Raw genomic sequence first — 24458 nt, forward strand, 5'->3', positions numbered from 1 at the left:
GGTTGGCTCGTTCCGGACTCTGGACGGGGGTCGGCCGTGCGGCTAAGGTTCTGGCCATGCGGTCAGAAAATCAACCGGGTGGACAGCACGGTTCCCGGGGGGACGCGGAGCGCTCGTTCATCGAGCGGGCCCGCCGCGCCCAGATCGTCGAGGCCGCCGTCGAGGTCATTGCGGCACGGGGGTTCGCAAGGGCCTCGCTCGCCCGGATCGCCGAGCGGGCGGGCATCAGCAAGGGCGTCATCTCGTACCACTTCGCGGGCAAGAGCGAGTTGATCGAGCAGCTCGTGCGGCAGGTGTACGAGCGGATCGGCGTCTTCGTGGCGGAGCGGCTGGAGGGACAGTCCGTCTCCGCCGCGTGGATCCGGCTCTACGTGTCGTCACTCGCCACGTACATGCAGGGCCACCGCGTCCAACTCGCCGCGCTCGGCGAGATCTTCGGCAACTACCGCACGCCGGAGGGCGAGCTCCGGTACGGCGTGGCCTCCAGCGAGGAGATGTACCAGGGGCTGGAGGCGGCCTTCCGCGAGGGCCAGGCGAACGGGGAGTTCCGGGAGTTCGACACCCGGGTGATGGCCGTGACCTTCCAGTCCTCGGTCGACTCGATGTTCGCCTACTGGATGACGTACCCGGAGCGGGACCTCACCGCGTACGCGCGGGAGCTCGCCGGCCTCTTCGTCCACGCCATGTGCCTGCCCGGCCGGCAGGAGACCACGGGCACCTGAGCCCGCACCACACCATCGCATCGCACGGGGGAGACGATGACGGACGACGTACGCACACCGCCCGCGGCCGGGCCCGTACCCGCGTCCGCGCCGCGCCTGCCGCACCTCGACAACCTGCGCATCGCGCTCACCGCGCTGGTGGTCCTGCACCACGCCGCCGTGACCTACGGCAACATCCCCGTCTGGTATTACACCGAGCCCGCCAAGGACGCCTCCGGCGGGATGCTGGACCTGTTCGTCATGGTCAACCAGGCGTTCTTCATGGGCTTCTTCTTCCTGATCGCCGGGTACTTCACGCCCGGCTCGCACGACCGCAAGGGCGGCCGCGCGTTCTTCCGGGACCGGCTGAAGCGGCTCGGCATCCCGCTGCTGGCCTTCGTCCTCGTCCTCCGCCCGCTGGTGAACTTCTCCGGCTACCAGACGATCCGGGACGCGGCGGCCGCGAAGGGCGAGGAGTTCCCGTACTGGCTCTACTACCTGGTCAGTTGGGACCCGGGCCCGATGTGGTTCGTCGAGGTGCTGCTCCTGCTCAGCCTCGGCTACGTCCTCCTGCGGCGACGGCGTGACCGCGGGGCCGCCCAGGCCCCGCGGCCCGGCCCGCCGCGGCCGCGTACGGTGCTCGCCTTCGGCGCCGGGCTGGCGCTCGTCACCTGGCTCTGGCGGATGGTGCTGCCGATGGGCGCGTACATCCCCGTCCTCGGGCTGCCGACGCCCGGCTACCTGCCGCAGTACGTGAGCTTCTTCGCCGTCGGCGTGCTCGCGTTCCGGCGCGGGTGGGCGGGGGCGCTGTCCCGTCGCGCGGGGTATGCGGGCGCCGCGGTCGCCGTGCTCGCCACGCTCGCGTACCTCCCGGTCGTGCTCGGCGCGCGGGACGCGGACCTCGCGGGCTTCGGTACGTGGCAGTCGGCGGCGGCGTCCCTGTGGGAGTCCGCGTTCGCGATCGGGGCGGTGCTCGCGCTGACCGTCCTCTTCCGCGAACGCTTCGCCGCCCAGGGCCCGTTCCGCACCTACCTCACCCGACACGCCTTCACCGTCTACCTCATCCACCCGCTCGTCCTCGTCGCCCTCGCCCTCCTGCTGGCCGGCGTGCAGGCCCCGGCCCTGGCCAAGTTCGCCCTCCTCGCCGCCCTGGCCCTCCCCCTGTGCTGGGCCGCCGCCTGGGCAGTACGCCACCTGCCCGGGGCCGACCGGGTGCTGTGACGGGCGGGGGCCGTCAGGAAGACTCACTCCACTCGGTGGCGAGCGCGAGCCCGTAGGCGACGCGTGCGTCCAACCGCCGTGGCCGGAACCGGAATCCGGACGCGTCGCGACGGTCCATCACCCAGCCCGACCCGGTCCCGGGACCGCTGCCGAACCACCGCACACGGCCGGGCTTTCCGGCCCCGTCCAGCGTCCCGCCCTCCCACCAGGAGGCGACGGACAGCACGAGCCAGAGCGGGGCCCAGACCGGAAACAGCAGCACGCACCACAGCCACGCGTACCAGGTCCCCGAGCGCCCCACGTACCTCGCCCCGGACGCCAACCGCACCGTCCACCGCTTCCGCCGCGGCCACGGCAGCACCCGCCCCGGCCGGAACCCGATCCACGCCAGCGGCTCCCCGCCGGGCCCCTCCAGCACGAAGTCCCGTACGGGACGGCCTGGTTGAGCGGGCCCGACGCCGTCCTCGGCCACGGCCCGCAGGCACCCGGGCGGGAACCCGCCCGTCACCGGCCGCCCGGATCTCCAGCTGCCGCGCATCACCACCCGGAGCGGGGGCCACGCGGAAGGACAGCGGCGGGCTCACCCGTTCCAGATCGCGTCCACGAGGACGCCGTACGGGGCCGTGTGCGGGTGGAACATCGTGAAGTGGTCGATGCCGGGGAGGAGGTGGAGGCGGGTGCCCCAGTTGTTGGTGTAGCGGCGGGAGAGGTCGAGGGGGACGTCCTCGTCGGCGGTGCCGTGCAGGATCTCGACGGGGACGCGGGGGAGGAGACGCATGGGGTCGGCCTCCGGCAGCAGGTCCGCGACGCGCTCCTCGCCGCCGAGGAACTCGGCCACCGCCCCGTCGCTGAGCCGCAGTTCGTGCGCCCGCCGCAGATCGGCGACGGGCGCGACGGCGATCACCCGCCCGGCCGCGTGCTCCCGCCGGGCCGCCGCGCACAGCGCGAGGTGCCCGCCCGCCGAGTGGCCGAGCAGCACGTTCGGGGCGGCGCCGAGCGCGTCGAGCGCCGCGTCGACGTCCTCCCCCGTCGCCGGCCAGCCGCCGCCCCCGCCCGCGCGCCGGTACTCGACGAGCGCGACCCGCGCCCCGGCCTCCGCCAGCGCGACCGCGAACGGGGCGAGGTAGCCGCGGTCGTACCGCTCCCGCCAGTAGCCGCCGTGCAGCACGGTGACCTGCGGGCCCGTGCCCGCGCCCTCGTACAGGTCGACGACCTGGGACGGGTGGTCGCCGTAGCGCACCGTACGGTCCGGCCCCCGGGTCTGCTCGTTCACGCCCCGCTCCCCTCGTTCACCACGTGTACCCCGTTCAACTCGCGCCCGCCGTATGCGGGTTGACGATCACAGACCTGCCCCGCCGCGGCCCGGCGTACGCGGCGCCGGAGGCCGGGGCGCCGGCCCCGGCCTCCGTTCACCACGCGTCAGGGCCGCTCGCGCAGCACCTCGCCCAGCACCCGGGCCGCCGCCTCGACGTCGGCGAAGGAGGTGTAGAGCGGGGTGAAGCCGAAGCGGAGGACGCCGGGGTGCCGGAAGTCGCCGACGACGCCGCGCGCGATCAGCTCCTTCATCACCGGCCCCGCCTCGTCCTCGTCGGCGCACAGCAGCGAGACCTGGCTGCCGCGCCGCGCGTGCTCCCCCGGCGTCACGGACGTCAGCCGCCCGGCCGGGACGTGCGCCTCGACGCGGCGCAGGAAGAAGTCCGTCAGCGCGAGGCTCTTCTCCCGCACCTGGACCATGGCCGCGCCGCCGTACGCGTCGACGCGTTCCCAGACCTTGAGGGACTCCTCCAGCGCGAGCAGCGAGAGGATGTCCGGGGTGCCGACGCGGCCGCGCGCGATCCCCTCGGCCGGAACGTACCCCTCCGCCATCGCGAAGGGTTCGCTGTGCGAATTCCAGCCGGGCAGCGGGGAGTCGAAGCGCGGCTGGAGGTCACGGCGCACGTAGAGGAACGCCGGCGACCCGGGACCGCCGTTGAGGTACTTGTACGTGCAGCCCACGGCGAAGTCCGCGCCCGAGGCGTCCAGCCCGACCGGCAGCGCGCCCGCGCTGTGGCACAGGTCCCAGACGGCGCGGGCACCCGCGCGGTGCAGGGCCGCGGTGATGCCGGGCAGGTCGTGCAGCTCGCCGGTGCGGTAGTCGACGTGGTTGACCAGCGCGGCGGCCGTCGCCGGACCGGCCTCCCCGGCGATCTCGCCCGCCGGGACGGCGCGCAGCCGGGCGCCGGTGAGCCGCGCCGCGGACTCGGCGATGTACCCGTCGGAGGGGAACGTCGTCGCGTCCACCAGGATCTCCGCGCGCCCCGGATCGTCCTCACGGGCCAGGCGTACGGCTCCGACCAGCGCCTTCAGCACGTTGACGCTCGTCGAGTCGGCGACGACGACCTGCCCGGCGGCCGCGCCGACCAGCGGCGCGACCCGCTCCCCGACCCGCTCGGGCGCCTCCCACCAGCCGGACTCCGTCCACGACCGGATGCGCATCCGGCCCCACTCGCGCTCGACGACGTCCGCCAGCCGGGCCGGGACGGAGCGCGGCAGCGCGCCCAGCGAGTTGCCGTCGAGATAGACGACCGGGGTGCCGTCCTCGTCGCCGTCCAGGACGAACTCCTCGCGCAGCGCGCGCAGTTCGTCGGCCGCGTCCAGCCGCGCGGCCTCGTCCTCCACCCGGGTTCCGCGCTCTTCAGACATAGCTGCGCGCCGTCCACAGCTCGGGGAAGACATTCTTCGCGGCGCGCTTCTCCAGCCACGCGACGCCGGCGGAGCCGCCGGTTCCGACCTTGGAGCCCATGGCCCGCCGGGTGGCGACGAGATGATCGTTCCGCCATCGCCACACCAGCTCGGCGACCTCGGTCAGCGCCTCGCCGAGCCGTACGGCCTCGCCTTCCGGTTCCTCGGCCGCCCGCCGGTAGACGTCCGCCCAGACGGCCTCGACCTCGGGGTCGGGCTCGTACTTCTGGGCGACGTCGCGCCGCAGCACCCGTTCCGGAACGCTCTCGCCGCGGCGGGCGAGGAAGCGCAGCACCTCGTCGTAGAGGCTCGGCTCGTGCAGCGCCTTCTCCAGCTCGGCGTGCACCCGCGGCACCCCGCGGTGCGGCACGAGCATGGACGCCGACTTCTCCCCGAGCAGGAACTCCAGCCGCCGGTACATCGCCGACTGGAACCCCGACCCCTCGCCGAGCGCGCTGCGGTACGCGTTGAACTGGGCGGGCGTGAGGTGCGCGAGCGGCTGCCAGGAGGCGTTGAGCGACTCCAGCTCGTAGGTGGAACGCTTCAGCGCCGCGAGCGCGCCCGGCAGGTCGTCCCGCCGCAGCGCGTCGGAGGCGGTGTGCCACTCGTGCACGATGACGGTGAACCACAGCTCCATGACCTGCGTCGTGACGAGGAAGACCATCTCGCCCGGGTCGTCGCTGAGCGGGTGCTGAAGGTGGGTGAGGACGTCCGCCTGGACGTAGTCCTCGTACGGGGTGGTACCGGCGAAGTCCAGATGGGGGGCGGCCTCCGGACCGCCGGTCTGCTGGACGCCAGAGGTGTGCGACATCGCTGTCTCCTCGACCTGAGCTACCGGGTAGCGGTCCGCTCCTTCCCCCGTCGACGGTGGAGCCCCGGTCCCCTCGGGCCCGTGCGTTTCTCCGGCATCTTCACGTGCCGTCGGCATCTTCGGGCCCACGCAGCATCATCGGCGAGACGGTCGAACACGCGCAAGGGCTGCCCGGACGGATGCCGGGCAGCCCTGTGCCGGTCAGCGGCTCGCGGGAGCCGGCGGACCTGTCAGCCGAGGGTCTCGGCCGCGGTCGGCGAGCTGTCCTTGAGGAACTCGGAGCAGCGCTGGTACTCCTCCTCCTCGCCGATCGCCTGCGCGGCGCGGGCCAGCGCGTGCAGCGCCCGCAGGAAGCCGCGGTTCGGCTCGTGCTCGAACGGGACGGGGCCGTGCCCCTTCCAGCCGCTGCGGCGGAGCGCGTCGAGGCCACGGTGGTAACCGGTGCGCGCGTACGCGTAGCTCTCGACGACCCGGCCGCCCTCGAAGGCGTCGTCCGCGAGCTGCGCCCAGGCGAGCGAGGAGGTCGGGTACTTCCCGGCGACCTCGGCCGGGTCCGTCCCGGCCGCCAGCGCCTCGCGCGGCTCCGGGTCGTCGGGGAGGTGGGTCGGGGGCGGTCCCCCGAGCAGGTTCTCGTGAATGGCCATGGTGCCCAGTCTGCCTCTTCGCCCTAACGCCACGGTAAGCACCGCCCGCCCCGGCGGCCCGGAGACGCGTACGGGCCCGGACGCGGTGCGGCGTCCGGGCCCGTGCGCGGGAGGCTCAGGGGGTCACTTCAGCTTGGTGCCCGCGGAGCGCAGGGAGACGCAGGCCTGCTGGACGCGCTCGGCCATGCCCTTCTCGGCGGCCTTGCCCCAGCTGCGCGGGTCGTAGACCTTCTTGTTGCCGACCTCGCCGTCGACCTTCAGCACACCGTCGTAGTTGCGGAACATGTGGTCCACGACGGGGCGGGTGAAGGCGTACTGGGTGTCGGTGTCGAGGTTCATCTTGACGACGCCGTTCTCCAGGGCCGTCGCGATCTCCTCGTCCGTGGAGCCGGAGCCGCCGTGGAAGACGAAGTCGAACGGGGACGCCTGGCCGAACTTCGCGGCGACGCCCTCCTGGAGGTCCTTCAGCAGCTCGGGGCGGAGCACGACGTTGCCCGGCTTGTAGACACCGTGCACGTTGCCGAAGGAGGCGGCCAGCAGGTACCGGCCCTTCTCGCCCAGGCCGAGCGCCTCGGCGGTGCGGATGGCGTCGTCGACGGTGGTGTACAGCTCGTCGTTGATCTCGTGCGTGACGCCGTCCTCCTCGCCGCCGGTCGGGGTGATCTCGACCTCGAGGATGATCTTCGCGGCGGCGGCCCGGGCGAGCAGCTCCTGGCCGATCTCAAGGTTGTCCTTGAGGTTCTCCGCCGAGCCGTCCCACATGTGCGACTGGAAGAGCGGGTTCTGCCCGGCGTCCACGCGCTCCTTGGAGACCGCCAGCAGCGGACGGACGTAGCCGTCCAGCTTGTCCTTGGGGCAGTGGTCGGTGTGCAGCGCGATGTTGACCGGGTACTTCTTCGCGACGATGTGCGCGAACTCCGCCAGCGCCACCGCACCGCTGACCATGTCCTTGCTGTACTGGCCGCCCAGGAACTCCGCACCACCCGTCGAGATCTGGATGATGCCGTCGCTCTCCGCCTCGGCGAAACCGCGGAGCGCGGCGTGCAGCGTCTGCGTCGAGGTGACGTTGATGGCGGGGTAGGCGAACTTGCCTGCCTTCGCCCGGTCGAGCATCTCGGTGTAGACCTCGGGGGTTGCGATGGGCATCTGTCCGCTCCTTGGATTTGTGCGGGTTCGGCTTCGGTATCGGCTTCGGATTCAGCTCAACGGAACGACGTCATCGTCCGTTCCATCTTCCCAGACGCCCTCCCGTGCTCCGGGCCCAGGAGCACCCGGGGCCCGGCTGTTTCACGTGGAACACGCAACGACCGCCGCCCTGCCCCGTCCGCTCGCGGTGCGGAGCGGACGGGAAGGACGGCGGTCCGAAGGGGGCGCGGGCCGGGGCCCGGGTCAGGCGAGGCCGAGGTCGGCGAGCTCGTAGGCGTGGACGTAGGTGAGGCCTTCGCGGGCCATCGCCTCGGCGGCGCCGCGCTCGACGATCGTCGCGACGGCCACGACCTCGGCGCCCGCCTCGCGCGCCGCCTCGACGGCGGTCAGCGGGGAGTTGCCGGTGGTCGAGGTGTCCTCGACGATCAGCACCCGGCGGCCCGCGATGTCCGGGCCCTCGATGCGCCGCTGGAGGCCGTGCGCCTTGCCCGCCTTGCGGACCACGAACGCGTCCAGCCGCCGGCCGCGCGCCGCGGCCGCGTGCATCATCGAGGTCGCGACGGGGTCGGCGCCGAGGGTCAGCCCGCCCACGGCGTCGTACTCCAGGCCGGCCGTCGCGTCGAGCATGACCTGTCCGGCGAGCGGTGCGGACTCGCCGTCGAGGGTGATCCGGCGCAGGTCGACGTAGAAGTCGGCCTCCTTGCCGGAGGAGAGGGTCACCTTGCCGTGGACGACGGCCTTGTCCTTGATCTGCTCAAGCAGCGCGGCGCGGGCCCCGGAGTCTGTTGCGTCTGTCATGGGAGAAAACCCTATGCGGGGGCTCAGGCGAGCGAGCGCCAGGTCCAGGTGGTGGAGATCTCCAGGGGGTCTATGGGCGTGACGAGGCCGGGGTGGGTGTTCAGCCCGTTCGGCGGCCCGGACTGCGGCTCGACGCAGACGCCCTCCGGCTGCTCGTCGTAGACCACGACCCACTCGGCGCGGCTGCCGACCTTCACCTCCAGCTCGCCCGGCCAGGTGAGCGTGACGTCCACGCCCTCCGGCATGCCGAAGCAGTCGTCCCACGGGCCGGGGCGCGGGGTGATGCGCTTGCCGGTGGGGAGGTGGTCCTCGCCGCGCTCCTCCTGCCACTCGGGCGCGAAGTCGATCGTCACGTCCTTGCCGCCCTGCCCGAGGTTCCGGAGGAACCAGGGGTGCCAGCCGGCCTGGGCGGGGAACGAGTCGTCGAAGGTCTCGACCGACAGGCTCAGGGTGACGCCGCTGCCGTCCTCCGCCAGTTCGGCGACCTGGGTGACCCGGCCCTCCCAGGGCCACGGGTCGGTCAGGTCGTAGGTGAAGGCGGCGGACCGCTCGTCGCTGCGGGCCGTCCGCCAGGCGGCGTGCCGCACGGTGCCGTGGATGGCGTGCGGGCCGCTGTCGATGGGGAGTTGGTACAGGTCTCCGCCACTGCGGAAGCGGCCCTGGTCCGTGCGGCCGCACCAGGGGGCCATCACGAACGAGCCGTACTTCCCGCCCTGGCGCAGCAGTTCCGTGCCGCGTACGCGCAGCGAGGCGATCCGGCAGCCGTGCTGGGGTTCGAGGGTGAGTTCGGTGTCTCCGGCGCGGAGCGTCACGCCTCCGGCGGGGGTGGAGGAATGCGTCATGACGCGACTTTAACCGCCGAGCGGGGGTCGCACCGCACAACGCCGCACGCCCGCACCGCACCACCCGCGAGCCCGCCCCCGCGTACGCGAAGGCGCCCGCCACCGGAGGGGTGACGGGCGCCTTCGGGTGCGTTCAGCGGCGGCGGCGCAGGGCCCGGCCGAGGACGACCGCGCCGGCGACGACCACGGCCGCGGCCGGGGCCGCCCAGCGCAGGGTCGCGGCCGCGTCGGCGGGCTCGGGCGAGGGGACGGGCGCGTACCGGCCGCGCGGCGGGGCGTGGTCGACCTCCTCGGCACTGCGCCCGATCATCGTGCGCCGGGCGTGCGCGGCCTCGGCGGTCGAACCCTCGGACGGGGAGGCGCCGTTGAGCCCCTCACCGGCCCGGCCCGGCTCGCCGGGCCCCTCGGCGCCGGGCTCGTCGAGGCCGTCCTCCAGCGGGTCGAGGGAGGAGGGCGGGATCTCCGTGTCGAAGACGCTCGGCTTGTCCGGGCCGGGCGGGGTGTCCTCGTCGGCGGCGTCCTCGGCCGGGTGGTCGCCGGTGGTGTCCTCGGCCTGCGGGGGCGTCCCGGCCTCGCCGAGCGGGGAGTCGGTGCCGGGGGCGTCGTCGGCGGGCGGGGCGGGGGCCTCATGTTCGGCCGAGGTGTCGGCCGGGGTTTCGGCCGAGGCGTCGGCCGGGGCCTCCTCCTCGTCCGTGCCGTCCGGCTCCGCGTCCCGCGCGCCGCCGGACGGGCTTTCCGGGCTGCCCTTCTCGGGGCCGGGGATGCCGGGGATGGCGGGTTCGTTGTCGTCCGGGTCGCCGATGCCGGGGGCGACCTCGGCGACGCCTTCGGCCGCGGCCTCGTGCGGCGCGGGGGCGCCGGGCTCGGGGGGCTGTTCGCGGAGGGTGTCGACGAAGGCCGTGGTGAAGCGGTCGAGCACGCGCTTCGCGGCGGAGGTCGCGGGCTTCTCCTCGAACTCGGCCAGCCGCCCGTCGCCGCTCACCGTGCCCGCGAAGACGAGCCGGGTGCCCTCGCCGTCCTGCGGGAGGCGGGGGACGACGGTGAGCTTCAGCGTCGCCGAGCCGGTGCCGCGGACCTCGGTGCCGCTGCCCTCGACGGCGATGCCGTCGCCCTCGGGCGTGACCGTGAGGCTGCCGCGGTAGGTGATGCTGGAGCTGCCGACGCGGACCCGCAGCCGTCCGCTCAGCGAGCCGGGCCCGGACGCGCTCCGGCCGTCACCGGCGTCGAGTTGCAGGCCGGGAACGCAGCGGACCAGGCGTTCTCGGTCGGTCAGTGCCGCCCTGACCTGGCCAACGGGAAACGGAACGTACACCTCGTGCTCCATAGGCCGGAGCCTACCCACCACACCCCGCACCTGTGAGGGGTCGTCCCCGGTTCCCCGCGTGGCGTTCCCTCGCCCGATGCACCGCGCGGCCCGTGGCGCGACCCGGGCGCGGCCGTACGGGCGAGTCAGCCGCCGTAGCGGGGGTGGGTCAGGGAGGACGGCGGGAGGCCGGGGACGCGAGCGCGCTCGGCGCGTGCCCGGCCCGCGGCCAGCTCCGAGGCCGTGACGGCGCGCAGCCGGGACAGCCGGGCCGGGCGGGGGCCGGACGCGGGGGTGCGCGCGGTCCGCAGCGTGGTGGGCCCGGCCGGCTCCGCGGCGCGCTCCCGGTCCGCCGGGGCGTGGCGGGCGAGGAGGAAGCCCCAGTCGGGGTCGGCCTCGGCGGCCTCGGCGCGGTGCGGGCCGGGTTCGTGGGCGCGGTCGCGGTCGGGGCCCGCGTGGTAGCCGGGGCCGCTGGCGACGACGTAGGGCTCGGTGCTCAGGCCGGCGGCGCGCATGGTCGCCTCGGCCGTCCAGTAGTCCTGGGCGCCTGCCCCGGCGGCGCCGACGTGGGCGGCGAGGCGGCCGTCGGGGGCGAGGGCGCGGGCGGCGAGGCCGTAGAACTCCTGCGAGTAGAGCTTGGAGCCGGTGGAGACCGCCGGGTCGGGCAGATCGGAAACCACCACGTCGAACCGTTCCTGCGCCGCGGCGACCCGGGCGCGGAGCCAGTCGAAGGCGTCCGCCGTGTGCAGCCGTACCCGGGGGTCGTCGAAGGCGTGGTCGTTCAGGCGGCTCAGGCCCGGGTCGGTGCGGGCCAACTCCGTTACGGCGGCGTCGAGTTCGACGACGTCGACGCGGGCGACGTCCGGGTGGCGGAGCACCTCGCGCAAGGCCATGCCGTCGCCGCCGCCGAGGACCAGGACGCGGGTGCGCGGGCCCGCGTCCATCGCCGGGTGGACCAGCGACTCGTGGTAGCGGGCCTCGTCGCCGGAGCGGAGGCGGAGCCTGCCGTCGAGGAAGTACTCCAGTTGTCCGTGGCCCGCCTCGCCGTAGCCCTCCGGGTCCGCCGAGCCCGTGACGATCACCTCCTGCACGTCCGTGCGCAGCGCGACCCGGACCGTGCCGCCGTAGACCGCGCGCCGGGCCGCCTCCTCGAACGGGCCGACGACGGCCGTGCCCACCAGCAGCAGTGCCAGCACCGCGACGGTGACGGCGAGGACGAGGAGGCGGGTGCGGCGCGCGAGGTCCCGGCCGAAGAGCCACAGCACGATGACGCCGCCCGCGGCCACGTTCACCACGCCGGTGACCAGCGCGCCGGTGAGCTGGCCGAAGAGGGGGAGGAGCAGGAAGGGGAACATCAGGCCGCCGACCAGGCCGCCCACGTAGTCGGCGGCGAAGAGGTCGGCGACGGCGCCGCCCGCGTCCTGGCTGCGGATGCGCTGGATCAGCGTCATCAGCAGCGGCATCTCGGCGCCGATCAGCACGCCGATGACGAACGAGAAGCCCACCAGAACCGCTTGGGACGAGCCCAGCCAGGCGAAGCTCGCGTACAGGGCCATCGCCGAGCCGCCGCCGATCAGCGCGAGCAGCGCCTCGACCAGTCCGAAGCCGGCCGCGGCGCGGCAGCGCAGGCGCTTCGCCAGCAGCGAGCCGACGCCCATGGCGAAGACCATGACGGAGAGCACGACGGATGCCTGGGTGACGGAGTCGCCGCTCAAGTAGGTGGCCAGCGCGACGAGTTCGAGTTCGTAGACCAGGCCGCAGGCGGCGCAGACGAAGACGGAACCGAGGACGAGCCCGCGTCCGAGCGGCGCCGGAACCGGCAACGGGGCCCGGGGGCCCGGCAGTTCCGCCGCCTCGGTGCGGTGGGCGCGGTCGGCGGACTCGGCACGGTCGGTCATCCGCAGCACGCTACGTGACCACCCCGGCACGCCAGGTCACCCACACGTGTGATCTCGGGCCGGGACGACGGGAGGACACCCAGGACACGGACCCCCTCCCGTCAACTTCCCCGCCCCGCCCGCCCGTCCGGCGGACGCGGCGCCGCTCAGGCGAGCGCGACCCGTTCGTCACCGGCCGGGCGCTGGGGCCGGGAGCGGCGCAGCCCCGCGCGGGTGCGGGTGGTGACCAGGCGGCGCTCCTGCGGGTACGAGTGCCAGGTGCGCCAGTGCACCTGGCCGCCCTGCCGCTGCGCGAGCAGCGCGGTGAACGCGTGCGGATCGCCGGGGAAGGTCCCGACGAGTCCGTACGGGTGCTCGGCGACCAGCGCGATCAGCTCCTGGGCCCGCCCGGCGAAGGAGCCCTCGGACAACTCCTCGACGCGGGCGGCGAATTCGTACTCCCAGTCCCCGATCCGCTCGGAGACGCCCAGGGGCAGTGGGGTGGCGCTGCCGGGAATGCAGGCCACGGTCTCGGAACAGGTGCCGTTGTCCTCTTCGATCAGCACCTGGTGGGAGGCGCCCAGCAGCCTCAACTGGACGCTGGCGCCCCCGAGTTCCAGATCGAGCCGCGCGAGGGCCGGGAGCGGTTCACGCCCCAGGGCCCAGGCCAGGTGGCCCGCGCGGGTGTCGGTGTAGGCGGTCTTGAGTGTGGTGAGCATGGCTCGGCTCCGCAGCACGCAGTGGAGGGGTGAGCCGGTCCGCGCCCGGCCGTGCAGGACAGGGGCGGCGGCCACCGGCTCGTGGCCCACATCGGGTCCGGAATACGAGTTCACCGAATCACGGAACGCGGGGCGTCGCTGGGTTTTCGCCCATCATCACCCGGTTTACATCCCCCCGGGGGCCGAACAGTTCAGTTGTTCAACTCCCGCCCGCCTCAAGGGATTCAGAGTGCTCACACGCCCAACACGGGGGCGCGCGGGGCGTCTTGGGCCAGGGTCACATGCCCCGGGGACACACCGGTTCCCGAAGCCGTGCGCGGGGCGCGCGGGGTGCGCGTTCCGGACACGGGGTGCCCTTCCCGTACGTCGCCGGGTGCGGCACCCTCGTGGCCCCTCCCGCAGTCCCCCGCGCCCCCTTCCGGCGCGGGTCAGGCGCCGCCGCCACCGCCGCCGCCACCACCGCAGCCGCCGCCCCCGCCGCCGCCTCCGCCGCAGGAGGACGAGCTGCCGCAGCCGCCGCCGCTGCTGTCACCGCCGCCGGCCCACCAGGAGCCGCCGCCCGAGGTGGAGCCGCCGCCACCGCCGCCGCTGCCCTTGGACATCGCGGCGAAGAGCCCGATGACGCCCACGACGACGAGCACGATCACGAATACCTCCATGAGGCTTCCCCCTCCGTTCCACGGCACCCCGCGCCGCCCGGCCGGAGCCGCGGCGACGGCGTCCGCCCCGTACGGACGCCCGGTGCCAAGGCCGCTCCTGCCCCCTCTCCGGAGGCTCAAAAGCAGAGTTGAGGAAGACCAGAGCTTCCCGGAGGATGACCGCCATGACATACGCGCAGGACACCCGCCCGCTGCTCAACCGGCGGCTGGCCGAGTTCGGCACGACGATCTTCGCCGAGATGTCGGCGCTGGCCGTCCGCACCGGCGCCGTCAACCTCGGCCAGGGCTTCCCCGACACCGACGGTCCCGAGTCCGTGCGCGAGGCCGCCGTACGGGCGCTGCGCGACGGGCACGGCAACCAGTACCCGCCCGGGCCCGGCGTCCCCGAGCTGCGCGAGGCGGTCGCCGAGCACCAGCAGCGCTTTTACGGCCGGACCGTCGACCCGGACACCGAGGTGCTCGTCACCGCCGGCGCGACCGAGGCGATCGCCGCCTCGCTGCTCGCGCTGGTCGAGCCCGGCGACGAGGTGATCGCCCTGGAGCCGTACTACGACTCGTACGCGGCGGCCGTCGCCATGGCCGGCGGCACCCGCGTCCCCGTCACGCTCCGGCCCGCCGAGGAGCCGGACGGCACCCGGCGCTTCCGGCTCGACCTCGACGAGCTGCGGGACGCCGTCACCGACCGCACGCGGCTCATCCTGCTCAACACCCCGCACAACCCCACCGGCACCGTCCTCACCCGCGAGGAACTCGCCGCCGTCGCCGAACTCTGCGTCGAGCGCGATCTGTTGGCCGTCACCGACGAGGTCTACGAGCACCTCGTCTTCGAGGGCGAGCACCTGCCGCTCGCGTCCTTCCCCGGCATGCGCGAGCGCACCGTCACCATCGGCTCAGCGGGCAAGACCTTCTCCTTCACCGGCTGGAAGGTCGGCTGGGTCACCGGCACCGCGCCGCTCGTCGCCGCCGTGCGCTCCGCCAAGCAGTACCTGACGTTCGTCTCGGCCGGCCCCTTCCAGTACGCCGTCGCCGAGGCGCTCCGGCTCCCGGACAGCCACTTCGACGGCCTGCGCGAGGACCACCGCGCCAAGCGCGACCTGCTCACCCGCGGCCTCGCCGACGCGGGCTTCGGCGTCTTCCGCACCGCGGGCACCTACTTCGTCACCGCCGACATCCGCCCGCTCGGCGCGGAGGACGGCACCGCGTTCTGCCTGAGCCTGCCCGAACGCTGCGGCGTCGTCGCCGTCCCCACCCAGGTCTTCTACGACCACGAGCGGGAGGGCGCCCCCTTCGTCCGCTTCGCCTTCTGCAAGCGGGACGAGGTCCTTCGGGACGCGGTGGGGCGCCTGAAGAGCGGCCTGTCCTAGCCGGGGCCCGGCACACAACCGTGCCCCCGCCGGGCGTTTCCGCTCCGCGGGGGCACAGGTGGTGACGCGGGGAGTCAGGCGTCGTTGGTGCCGGACTCGCCCTCGTCGCCGGAGTCGGCGTCCTTCTCCAGGCCGAACTGCTCGACGAGCCACTTGTCGAACTCGATCGAGGCGCGGACCCAGCTGACCGTGCTGGAGACGAAGTGCTCCAGGGAGACGCCGGTACCGATCAGCATCTGGGCCTCGCCGATCAGACGGACGGTGCCGTCGTCGTGCGTGTGGCTGTAGACCTTCGGCCACAGGGTGCGGCGGTTCCAGTCGTCGATCGACTCGAGGATCTTGGGCTTGTCCTCGATCGAGTGCGGACGGTCGTAGAACGTCCGGACGGAGAAGACCTGCTGCTCCTCCTCGCCCCGGAACATGAAATAGGTCCGGAACTCCTCCCACGGCGCCGCGAGGTCACCCTCGTCGTCGACGACGTACTTCAGCTCCATCTGGTCCAGGAGCTGCTTCACCAGGTCCTGGTCGGGGATCACAGGTCCGGTCGGAGCGCCGGATTCCTGCGGGTCGGGCTGCTGGCCCCCGAAGTTCGGGATCGAGGACGGGTCGATGCTCACCGTGGATTTCCCTTCGTATGGAATTCCGCCATCCTCCCCCATCCCGCCCCGCCTCCCGCAACCTCACGCGGTGCGCTTGCCCCGGCGGGGTGCGCTTGCCGGCTCGGGGTGCCCCGTCTTGTGCGTCGCGGGGTGCGGCGCCGTCGTGGCCCGGGGTTTGCGCAGTTCCCCGCGCCCCTTTTCGGGCCCGCCCCCGCTTGGGAGAACTGCGCCTCAGGCGCAGGGCCCGCCCCGGCGCGGGGTGCCCGATGTCGTCACCGGGCCACCCCGTACGCCGTGGTTTGTCGCGCAGTTCCCCGCGCCCCCTTAGGGCGCGACGCCCACCGTGAGGCCGTCCCAGCCCTCGACGTGGTCGACGCGGACCGTGTCGCCGTCGCGGATCTCGCCCGCGAGGATCTCGCGGGCCAGCTGGTCGCCGATGGCGGTCTGGGCGAGGCGGCGGAGGGGACGGGCGCCGTACGCCGGGTCGTTGCCCTCCGTCGCGAGCCACTGGAGCGCGGCGGGGGTGACGTCGAGCGTGAGGCGCCGGTCGGAGAGCCGCCGCTGGAGGCTGTCGATCTGGAGCCGGGCGATCTCGGCGAGCTCCTCGCCGCTCAGCGCGGAGAAGACGACGAGGTCGTCGAGCCGGTTGAGGAACTCGGGCCGGAACGCGCCGCGCACGGCCGTGAGCACCTTCTCCCGCTTCTCCTCCGGCTTCGACAGCGGGTCCGTCAGGTACTGGCTGCCGAGGTTGGAGGTGAGGATGAGGATGGTGTTGCGGAAGTCGACCGTCCGGCCCTGACCGTCCGTGAGCCGCCCGTCGTCGAGCACCTGGAGCAGGATGTCGAAGACGTCGTGGTGCGCCTTCTCCACCTCGTCCAGCAGGACGACGCTGTACGGGCGGCGGCGTACGGCCTCCGTCAGCTGGCCGCCCTCCTCGTAGCCGACGTACCCGGGCGGGGCGCCGACGAGGCGGGCGACGGAGTGCTTCTCGCCGTACTCGCTCATGTCGATGCGGACCATGGCGCGTTCGTCGTCGAAGAGGAAGTCGGCGAGCGCCTTGGCGAGTTCGGTCTTGCCGACGCCGGTGGGGCCGAGGAAGAGGAAGGAGCCGGTGGGGCGGTCGGGGTCGGCGATCCCGGCGCGGGTGCGCCGCACCGCGTCCGAGACGGCGCGTACGGCCTCGGTCTGGCCGATCAGCCGCTTGCCCAGCTCGTCCTCCATGCGCAGCAGCTTCTGCGTCTCGCCCTCCAGCAGGCGGCCGGCGGGGATGCCCGTCCAGGAGGCGACGACGTCGGCGATGTCGTCGGAGGCGACCTCCTCCTTGACCATGGTCTGCTTCCGCTCGCCGGACTCCTCCGAGGCGGCGGCCTCCTCCTCGGCGGCCGAGGCCTCCTCCAACTCCCGTTCCAGCGCCGGGATCTCGCCGTACAGCAGCTTGGACGCGGCACCGAAGTCGCCCTCGCGCTGGGCGCGTTCGGCCTGGCCGCGCAGCTCGTCGAGCTTCTCCTTCAGCTCGCCGACCCGGTTGAGACCCTTCTTCTCCTTCTCCCAGCGCGCGGTGAGGCCGCGCAACTCCTCCTCGCGGTCGGCGAGTTCGCGGCGCAGCCGCTCCAGCCGGGCGACGGAGCCGGGGTCGGTCTCGTTGGCGAGGGCCAGCTCCTCCATCCGCAACCGGTCGACGGAGCGCTGGAGTTCGTCGATCTCGACGGGCGAGGAGTCGATCTCCATGCGCAGCCGGGACGCGGCCTCGTCCACCAGGTCGATGGCCTTGTCGGGCAGGAAGCGGGAGGTGATGTACCGGTCGGAGAGGGACGCGGCGGCGACCAGCGCGCTGTCCGCGATCTGCACCTTGTGGTGCGCCTCGTAGCGGCCCTTGAGCCCGCGCAGGATCGCGATCGAGTCCTCGACGGTGGGCTCGGCGACCAGCACCTGCTGGAAGCGCCGCTCCAGCGCCGCGTCCTTCTCGATCCGCTCGCGGTACTCGTCCAGCGTCGTCGCGCCGACCATCCGCAGCTCGCCGCGGGCCAGCATCGGCTTGAGCATGTTGCCCGCGTCCATCGCGGAGTCGCCGCCGGCGCCCGCGCCGACGACGGTGTGCAGCTCGTCGATGAAGGTGATGACCTGGCCGTCGCTCTCCTTGATCTCGGCCAGGACGGTCTTCAGCCGCTCCTCGAACTCGCCCCGGTACTTCGCGCCCGCGACCATCGCGCCCAGGTCGAGCGCGACCAGCCGCTTGTTGCGCAGCGACTCGGGCACGTCGCCCTTCACGATCCGCTGGGCCAGCCCCTCGACGACGGCGGTCTTGCCGACGCCGGGCTCGCCGATCAGCACCGGGTTGTTCTTCGTACGCCGGGAGAGGACCTGGACGACGCGGCGGATCTCCTGGTCGCGGCCGATGACCGGGTCGAGCCTGCCCTCGCGGGCCGAGGCCGTCAGGTCGGTGCCGAACTTCTCCAGCGCCTTGTAGCTGCCCTCGGGGTCGGGGTTGGTCACGCGCCGGCTGCCGCGGGAGCTGGAGAACGCCTCCAGCAGCTTCTTGTCGCTCGCGCCGTTCTTCTTCAGCAGCTCGCCGGTGGCCCCGCCCTTGGCGGCGATGCCGATGAGCAGGTGCTCGGTGGAGACGTAGGCGTCGCCGAGGTCCTTGGCGCGCTGCGCCGCGTCGGCGATGACGGCGAGCAGATCGCGGTCCGGCTCGGGCTTGCCGACGGTGGAGCCCTGGACGCTGGGCAGCGCGGCGAGCTGGCGCTCGGCCTCGGAGCGCAGGGCCGCCTGGTCGGCCTCGACGGCCGCGAGCAGGTCCTGGATGTTCTCGTTCTCCTCGCCCTCCAGCAGGGCGAGGAGCAGGTGTGCCGGGGTGATGTCGGGGTGTCCGCCGGTGACGGCACGGCTGTTGGCGGCGCTGATCGCGTCCCGGCTCTTGTTGGTCAGCTCGGCGTCCACTGCTCTTGGCTCCTCCTGTGCTCGCGTGCGTCTCGGGTGGGCTGCCCTGCGGGTTCATCCCCGTTGCCAGGTACAGCATCCAGCTAGTTGAGTCTATTCCACTCAACTCTCCGGTGACTAGATTCGTTCCCATGACTCCGACGACACCGACGCCTTCGACACCGGCCGCCCGCCCCCTCGACCCCGCCGCCTTCCTCGCCTTCTGGCGCGAGGCGCACTACGCCACCCTCACCACCGTCCGCCGCAACGGCACCCCGCACGTGGTGCCCGTCAGCGTCACCTACGAGCCCGCCGACGAGGCCGACCCCACGGCAGGCGGCACGGCCCGCGTGGTGGCGAGCCGGGGCAGCCAGAAGGTCCGCAACATCGCGGCGCGGGGCGAGGAGGGGCTGCGCGTCGCGCTCTGCCAGGTGGACCGGGGACGCTGGGCCACGCTGGAGGGGGTCGCGCGCATCCGCGAGGACGCGCCCGCGGTACGGGACGCCGAACGGCGGTTCGCCGAGCGGTACAGCCGCGAGCCGCGCCCCAACCCGGAACGCGTCCTCGTCGAGATCACCGTCGACCGCACGATGGGCCGGACCCCCGCCTGACGGGGAACCGGCCCATCCGGTACCGCCGCGGCTCAGCGCGGCGCCGTACCGGCCATCCGCGCGTGGACCCGCTCGGCCGCCTCCGGGAAGGGGCGGCCGAGCAGTTCGTTCTCGCCGCCCAGCGAGGTGACGCCGACGAGCGTGCCGGACTGCCGGGACGCGTCGTAGTCCCGCAGCCAGGGGCCGCCGCTGACGCCCTGCGTCAGGCGGCACGGCCGGAGGGTGAGCGCGCCGGCGTTCACCGAGGGCCGGGCGTCCGGCCCGTGCGCGCGGGCCTTGCCGCGGCAGTACTTGAGCGTCTCCCCGTCGTACGGCGAGACGGCCGGGTAGCCGAGGGAGAGGGTCGGGCCGCCGCCGACGGGGCCGAAGCGCAGCGCGTTGGAGCCGTGCTTCTCGGCGAGCGTCTTCCCGTTCCGTTCCGGGAAGCGGAGGAACGCCCAGTCGTGCGGCAGGATCTCGTCGACCGGCTTGGAGACGTCCCAGCCCGGCGCCGTCTCCCAGGTCGTGGTGCGCCAGCCCTTGTCGACGACGGCCTCGGGGCCACCGCCGCGGTCGTAGCCGGGCACGAAGTAGACCGCGCGCGGCGGCTTTCCACGCTCCGGGTTCTCGATGCAGTGCGCCGCCGTGGCGACGACACTGCCGTTGGCCGAGTCGACGACCGAGCCCGAGCAGGACTCCATCCCTCCGCCGGGGAACTCGGCGACGAGCTTGCCGACGGTCCCGACCGTACGGTCCGGCCAGGTGGCGCCCGCCGGATCGGGAGCGGCGGAGGAGGCGGGGGTCGCGCCGAGTACGCCGAGGGCTGTCGCGGTCGTCGCGGTGAGTACGAAAGCGGCGCCTGCCGCGCGTATCGTCTTCATGCCCCAACGCTCCGCCCCGGCATCACCGGGCACCTAACCGCGTTCACCCGTCCGTGTCGGGCGGCAGGAAGCGGCACCGGGCGCCGGGCGCCCCGCGCACGGGGTCGCACCCGGGCGCACGGCCCCCGCAACACCCCTGCCCCGCACGGCAGTTGAGCCCGCGCCGCACACGAAAGAGGCCCGGGCACGATGTGCCCGGGCCTCCTCGGCGTTCTGACGCGTCACCTGCGGCGGGGACGCCAGACCACCAGCGCGTTCGACGGGTGCACGTCCTCGTACGGGACGAGATCCCGCCGGTAGGAGGCGTGCACCTGGGCCTCCCGCTGCTGCATGGCGGCCGCGGCGCCCTCAACCGCCTGCTGGAGTTCGGCGGCGCGGGCCTGAAGCGCGGCGACCTGGTTCTCCAGTTCGATGATGCGCTTGATGCCCGCGAGGTTGATGCCCTCGTCCTGGCTCAGCCGCTGGACCTCCCGCAGGAGTTCGATGTCCCGGGCCGAGTACCTGCGCCCGCGCCCGGCCGTACGGTCCGGGGAGACCAGGCCCAGCCGGTCGTACTGACGCAGGGTCTGCGGGTGCAGACCGGAGAGCTGAGCGGCGACCGAGATGACGTAGACCGGGGTTTCCTCGGTCAGCTCGTACGGATTCCTTCGCCCTCGGCCGTCCACTTCAGTCTCCCTTCGCGGCCTTGAACAACGCCGCCCTCGGGTCCTCGCCCGCGGTGGCGTCGCGGTAGGACTCCAGGGTGTCCCGCGCCTTGTCGCTCAGCTCGCCCGGCACGGCGACCTCGATGGTGACCAGCAGATCGCCCCGCGTCCCGTCCTTCCGGGCCGCTCCCTTGCCGCGCGCCCGCATCGTACGCCCGCTCGGGGTGCCCGGCGGAAGCTTCAGCGTGACGGGCGGACCGCCGAGCGTCGGGACCGTCACCTCGCCGCCGAGCGCCGCCTCCGGGAAGGTGACGGGTACGGTGACGGTGAGGTTGTCGCCCTTGCGGCCGAAGACCGGGTGCGCGTCGACGTGCACCACGACGAAGAGATCGCCGTTCGGCCCGCCGCGCTCGCCCGGGGCGCCCTTGCCGCGCAGCCGGATCCGCTGCCCGTCGGTCACCCCGGCGGGAATGCGGACCTGCATGGTGCGCGAACTCGTCGCCCGGCCCGAGCCCTTGCAGGTGTCGCAGGGGTCCTCGGCGATCAGGCCGCGGCCCTTGCAGTCCACGCAGGGGTCGGTCAGGGAGAAGCCGCCGCCCCCGCCGCGCGACACCTGACCGGTGCCGACGCAGGTGGGGCAGACGCGCGGGGTGCCGTTCTTGTCGCCCGTCCCCGCGCACACCTTGCAGGCGGCGGAGGAGGACATCCGCAGCGGGACCGTCGCCCCGTCCACGGCCTCGGTGAAGCTGAGCGTCACCTCGGACTCGACGTCCTGGCCGCGCCGCGGCTGCGTACGGGTGCCCGCACCGCCGCGGTTGAACAGGCCGCCGAAGACGTCGCCGAGCCCGCCGCCGCCGAAGCCGCCGGCGCCGCCGGCACCGCCCGGCTGGCCTCCGCCCGGGGCGCCCCCGAAGAGGTCGCCCAGGTCGAAGTTGAAGCCGCCGGGGCCGCCGGGACCGCCGGGGCCACCGGGCCGGTACCCGCTGCCGAAGAGGGTGCGCGCCTCGTCGTACTCCTTGCGGCGCTTGGCGTCCCCGAGGACGTCGTACGCCTCGGAGGCGTCCTTGAAGCGCTCCTCGGCCTTCGGATCACCCTTGTTGGCGTCCGGATGGTTCTCGCGCGCGAGCTTCCGGTACGCCTTCTTGATCTCGGCTTCGGTGGCGTCCTTCGGGACACCGAGAACCTTGTAGTAGTCCTTCTCGATGAAGTCCTTCGTACTCATCCCCGGTGTCCCTCCTCCCGCTCGTCGATCTCTGCCGCTCCCTGACCGTCAGCCCTTGTCCGGGCCACTGGCGTCCTCTTCCTCCGCGGACTCGTCCGAGGACGAACCGCCGGGCTGGGCGCCGGGCTGGGGCTCGGCGACGCCGACCCGCGCGGGGCGAATGGTGCGCTCGCCCACCCGGTACCCGGGCTGGAGGATCTGCACGCACGTCGTCTCGGTGACGTCCGGTGAGTACGAGTGCATCAGGGCCTCGTGGACGTTCGGGTCGAAGGGCTCGCCCTCCTTGCCGAACTGCATCAGGCCCATCTTGGCCACGACCGTCTCCAGCGACTCGGCCACCGACTTGAAGCCGCCGACCAGTTCGCCGTGGTCCCGTGCCCGGCCGATGTCGTCGAGCACGGGCAGCAGGTCCGTCAGGAGGTTCGCGACGGCGACCTCCTTCACGGCCACGCGGTCCCGGTCCACCCGGCGACGGTAGTTCTGGAACTCCGCCTGGAGCCGCTGGACGTCCTGCGTGCGCTCGGAGAGCGCCGTGCGGGCCTGGTCCAGCTGCGCGATCAGCGAAGCGTCCGTGTCCACGTCCGCCTCGGCGGACTCGCTCGCGTCCCCGGCCGGGGCCGCCGGGCCGCCCGCCTCTTCGGCGGAAGCGGACCCGGCGGCCTTCGCCGCAGCGTCGTCGGACGATGTGGCGTCTGCACCGGCTTCGGCGGGGACGTCAGGCTCCTTGTCGAAGCCCGGGGTCTCCTCCGTCACGCGGCACCACCCTTGGGCTTCTGCTCGTCGTCGACGATCTCGGCGTCGACGACGTCGTCGTCGGCGTCCTTGGCGTCGGCCTTGGCGTCACCGGCGTCGGCACCGGCGGCCTGGCCCTCGGCACCCTGCGCGGCCTGGGCGTCGGCGTACATGGCCTGGCCCAGCTTCTGGCTGGTGGCGGCGACCTTCTCGCTGGCCTCGCGGATGGCCGCGGTGTCCTCGCCCTTGAGCTTCTCCTTCAGGTCGGAGACGGCCGTCTCGACCTCGGTCTTGACCTCGGCCGGGACCTTCTCCTCGTTCTCCTTGAGGAAGTTCTCGGTCGTGTAGACGAGCTGCTCGGCCTGGTTCCGCGTCTCGGCGGACTCGCGGCGCTTGGCGTCCTCGTCCGCGTACTGCTCGGCCTCGCGCATCATGCGCTCGATGTCGTCCTTCGGCAGGCTGGACCCGCCGGTGACCTGCATCTTCTGCTCCTTGCCCGTGCCGAGGTCCTTCGCCGACACGTGCATGATGCCGTTCGCGTCGATGTCGAAGGTGACCTCGATCTGCGGGACGTTCCGCGGGGCCGGGGGCAGACCGGTCAGCTCGAACATGCCGAGCTTCTTGTTGTACGCCGCGATCTCGCGCTCGCCCTGGAAGACCTGGATCTGCACCGACGGCTGGTTGTCCTCGGCCGTGGTGAAGGTCTCCGAACGCTTCGTCGGAATCGTGGTGTTGCGCTCGATGAGCTTGGTCATGATGCCGCCCTTGGTCTCGATACCGAGGGACAGCGGGGTGACGTCCAGCAGCAGGACGTCCTTGACCTCGCCCTTGAGCACGCCGGCCTGGAGGGTGGCGCCGATGGCGACGACCTCGTCCGGGTTGACGCCCTTGTTGGCGTCCTTGCCGCCGGTCAGCTCCTTGACCATGTCGGCGACGGCGGGCATACGCGTCGAACCGCCGACGAGGACCACGTGGTCGATGTCGGACAGCTGGATGCCGGCGTCCTTGATGACGTTGTGGAACGGCACCTTGCAGCGGTCCAGCAGGTCCTGGGACAGCTGCTGGAACTGAGCGCGCGTCAGCTTCTCGTCCAGGTGCAGCGGGCCCTCGGCGGAGGCCGTGATGTAGGGCAGGTTGATCGTGGTCTCGGTGGAGCTGGAGAGCTCGATCTTCGCCTTCTCGGCGGCCTCGCGGAGCCGCTGGAGCGCCATCTTGTCCTTGGACAGGTCGACGCCGTTGGAGTTCTGGAACTGCTTGACCAGGTGGTCGACGATGCGCTGGTCCCAGTCGTCACCACCGAGGTGGTTGTCACCGTTGGTGGCCTTCACCTCGACGACGCCGTCGCCGATCTCCAGCAGCGAGACGTCGAACGTACCGCCACCGAGGTCGAAGACCAGGATCGTCTGGTCTTCCTTCTCCAGGCCGTAGGCCAGGGCGGCGGCGGTGGGCTCGTTGACGATGCGCAGGACGTTGAGGCCCGCGATCTCACCGGCCTCCTTGGTGGCCTGGCGCTCCGCGTCGTTGAAGTACGCGGGCACGGTGACGACCGCGTCCTCGACCTTCTCGCCCAGGTAGGCCTCGGCGTCCCGCTTCAGCTTCTGCAGGATGAAGGCGCTCATCTGCTGCGGGTTGAAGTCCTTGCCGTCCAGGTCGATCTTCCAGTCGGTGCCCATGTGGCGCTTGACCGAGCGCACCGTCCGGTCGACGTTGGTGACGGCCTGGCGCTTGGCCACCTCACCGACCAGAACCTCGCCGTTCTTGGCGAAGGCGACGACGGACGGCGTGGTCCTGGCGCCCTCGGCATTGGTGATGACGGTGGACTCACCGCCCTCGAGAACACTGACGACGGAGTTCGTCGTACCCAGGTCGATGCCGACCGCACGTGCCATTTCGTGTTCCTCCAGCTGATGTCTTGAGTGAAGCTGACTCAAGAGTGCACGAGGAACCCGGAGGCGTCAATACGGTTGAGTCTATCCCACTCAACTCTTATGCCGACTTTATGCGCAGCCCGTTATTTCCGCAGGTCACAGCGGTACGACAGGGGACGGCACACAGGAAGCGGAAC

At 72.8% G+C, this 24458-nt stretch carries 23 protein-coding genes; 4 read left to right on the forward strand and 19 right to left on the reverse strand.

Annotated features, from left to right (window positions below; all coding sequences use genetic code 11):
* Positions 1–56: 56 nt before the first annotated feature.
* Both HCC30_RS15105 and HCC30_RS15110 read left to right on the forward strand, forming a co-directional pair.
* The gene (locus HCC30_RS15105; RefSeq protein WP_169443031.1) at positions 57–722 is read left to right on the forward strand and encodes a TetR/AcrR family transcriptional regulator; all 666 of its coding nucleotides are present in this window, start codon (positions 57–59) and stop codon (positions 720–722) included.
* Positions 723–758: 36 nt separating this feature from the next.
* The gene (locus HCC30_RS15110) at positions 759–1922 is read left to right on the forward strand and encodes an acyltransferase family protein (protein ID WP_169443032.1); all 1164 of its coding nucleotides are present in this window, start codon (positions 759–761) and stop codon (positions 1920–1922) included.
* A gap of 13 nt (positions 1923–1935) precedes the next feature.
* Here HCC30_RS15110 and HCC30_RS15115 read toward each other — a convergent pair whose 3' ends face one another.
* From HCC30_RS15115 to HCC30_RS15170, 12 genes are all read right to left on the reverse strand, one after another.
* Positions 1936–2394: a hypothetical protein gene (locus HCC30_RS15115; RefSeq protein ID WP_169443033.1), complete on the reverse strand. Its 459-nt coding sequence runs from the start codon at positions 2392–2394 to the stop codon at positions 1936–1938.
* A 108-nt stretch (positions 2395–2502) separates the two neighbouring features.
* A complete protein-coding gene (locus tag HCC30_RS15120) occupies positions 2503–3195 on the reverse strand; it encodes an alpha/beta hydrolase (RefSeq protein ID WP_169443034.1) in 693 nt (230 codons plus the stop codon).
* A gap of 146 nt (positions 3196–3341) precedes the next feature.
* Positions 3342–4604, reverse strand: coding sequence for a kynureninase (kynU, locus tag HCC30_RS15125; RefSeq protein ID WP_169443035.1), 1263 nt, complete (start codon positions 4602–4604; stop codon positions 3342–3344).
* Positions 4597–5454 (reverse strand): tryptophan 2,3-dioxygenase family protein, encoded by an 858-nt coding sequence (locus tag HCC30_RS15130; RefSeq protein WP_169443036.1) that lies wholly within the window; start codon positions 5452–5454, stop codon positions 4597–4599. The genes kynU and HCC30_RS15130 overlap by 8 nt, the downstream gene beginning before the upstream one ends.
* A gap of 230 nt (positions 5455–5684) precedes the next feature.
* Positions 5685–6098 carry a DUF3151 domain-containing protein gene (locus HCC30_RS15135; protein WP_169443037.1) on the reverse strand — a complete coding sequence of 138 codons (414 nt, stop codon included), beginning with the start codon at positions 6096–6098 and terminating at the stop codon, positions 5685–5687.
* Between the two features lie 123 nt (positions 6099–6221).
* Entirely contained in the window at positions 6222–7244 is a 1023-nt protein-coding gene (gene fbaA, locus HCC30_RS15140; protein WP_169443038.1) for a class II fructose-bisphosphate aldolase, read from the reverse strand.
* Between the two features lie 243 nt (positions 7245–7487).
* A complete protein-coding gene (gene pyrE, locus HCC30_RS15145; protein ID WP_169443039.1) occupies positions 7488–8042 on the reverse strand; it encodes an orotate phosphoribosyltransferase in 555 nt (184 codons plus the stop codon).
* Positions 8043–8065: 23 nt separating this feature from the next.
* A complete protein-coding gene (locus HCC30_RS15150) occupies positions 8066–8884 on the reverse strand; it encodes an aldose 1-epimerase (RefSeq protein WP_169443040.1) in 819 nt (272 codons plus the stop codon).
* 133 nt (positions 8885–9017) lie between these two features.
* The gene (locus HCC30_RS15155) at positions 9018–10208 is read right to left on the reverse strand and encodes an SRPBCC domain-containing protein (protein ID WP_169443041.1); all 1191 of its coding nucleotides are present in this window, start codon (positions 10206–10208) and stop codon (positions 9018–9020) included.
* Between the two features lie 125 nt (positions 10209–10333).
* Complete coding sequence (locus tag HCC30_RS15160) at positions 10334–12085, reverse strand: polyamine aminopropyltransferase (protein WP_169443042.1); 1752 nt, start codon at positions 12083–12085, stop codon at positions 10334–10336.
* Between the two features lie 146 nt (positions 12086–12231).
* A complete protein-coding gene (locus tag HCC30_RS15165; RefSeq protein WP_169443043.1) occupies positions 12232–12783 on the reverse strand; it encodes a DUF2617 family protein in 552 nt (183 codons plus the stop codon).
* Positions 12784–13211: 428 nt separating this feature from the next.
* Positions 13212–13442: a hypothetical protein gene (locus HCC30_RS15170; RefSeq protein ID WP_169443044.1), complete on the reverse strand. Its 231-nt coding sequence runs from the start codon at positions 13440–13442 to the stop codon at positions 13212–13214.
* A gap of 155 nt (positions 13443–13597) precedes the next feature.
* Between HCC30_RS15170 and HCC30_RS15175 the strand changes: the two genes are divergently transcribed.
* Entirely contained in the window at positions 13598–14806 is a 1209-nt protein-coding gene (locus tag HCC30_RS15175) for a pyridoxal phosphate-dependent aminotransferase (RefSeq protein WP_169443045.1), read from the forward strand.
* Positions 14807–14880: 74 nt separating this feature from the next.
* On the opposite strand, the gene HCC30_RS15180 is transcribed toward HCC30_RS15175, so the two are convergent.
* Both HCC30_RS15180 and clpB read right to left on the reverse strand, forming a co-directional pair.
* Entirely contained in the window at positions 14881–15465 is a 585-nt protein-coding gene (locus HCC30_RS15180) for a YbjN domain-containing protein (RefSeq protein WP_169443046.1), read from the reverse strand.
* Between the two features lie 264 nt (positions 15466–15729).
* The gene (clpB, locus tag HCC30_RS15185) at positions 15730–18345 is read right to left on the reverse strand and encodes an ATP-dependent chaperone ClpB (RefSeq protein ID WP_169443047.1); all 2616 of its coding nucleotides are present in this window, start codon (positions 18343–18345) and stop codon (positions 15730–15732) included.
* Positions 18346–18476: 131 nt separating this feature from the next.
* Between clpB and HCC30_RS15190 the strand changes: the two genes are divergently transcribed.
* Positions 18477–18935, forward strand: coding sequence for a TIGR03618 family F420-dependent PPOX class oxidoreductase (locus tag HCC30_RS15190; RefSeq protein ID WP_169443048.1), 459 nt, complete (start codon positions 18477–18479; stop codon positions 18933–18935).
* A 32-nt stretch (positions 18936–18967) separates the two neighbouring features.
* Here HCC30_RS15190 and HCC30_RS15195 read toward each other — a convergent pair whose 3' ends face one another.
* The 5 genes from HCC30_RS15195 to dnaK form a co-directional block, all read right to left on the reverse strand.
* A complete protein-coding gene (locus HCC30_RS15195; protein WP_169443049.1) occupies positions 18968–19795 on the reverse strand; it encodes a trypsin-like peptidase domain-containing protein in 828 nt (275 codons plus the stop codon).
* Positions 19796–20016: 221 nt separating this feature from the next.
* A complete protein-coding gene (locus HCC30_RS15200) occupies positions 20017–20460 on the reverse strand; it encodes a helix-turn-helix domain-containing protein (RefSeq protein ID WP_169443050.1) in 444 nt (147 codons plus the stop codon).
* Between the two features lies 1 nt (position 20461).
* Positions 20462–21661, reverse strand: a complete 1200-nt coding sequence (gene dnaJ / locus HCC30_RS15205) for a molecular chaperone DnaJ (RefSeq protein WP_169443051.1) — start codon at positions 21659–21661, stop codon at positions 20462–20464.
* 48 nt (positions 21662–21709) lie between these two features.
* Complete coding sequence (grpE, locus tag HCC30_RS15210) at positions 21710–22414, reverse strand: nucleotide exchange factor GrpE (RefSeq protein WP_169443052.1); 705 nt, start codon at positions 22412–22414, stop codon at positions 21710–21712.
* Positions 22411–24282 (reverse strand): molecular chaperone DnaK, encoded by a 1872-nt coding sequence (dnaK, locus tag HCC30_RS15215; protein ID WP_169443053.1) that lies wholly within the window; start codon positions 24280–24282, stop codon positions 22411–22413. The genes grpE and dnaK overlap by 4 nt, the downstream gene beginning before the upstream one ends.
* Positions 24283–24458 lie beyond the last annotated feature (176 nt).

Origin of the sequence: Streptomyces sp. HNM0574, assembly GCF_012726235.1 — a bacterium.
Classification (GTDB): domain Bacteria; phylum Actinomycetota; class Actinomycetes; order Streptomycetales; family Streptomycetaceae; genus Streptomyces.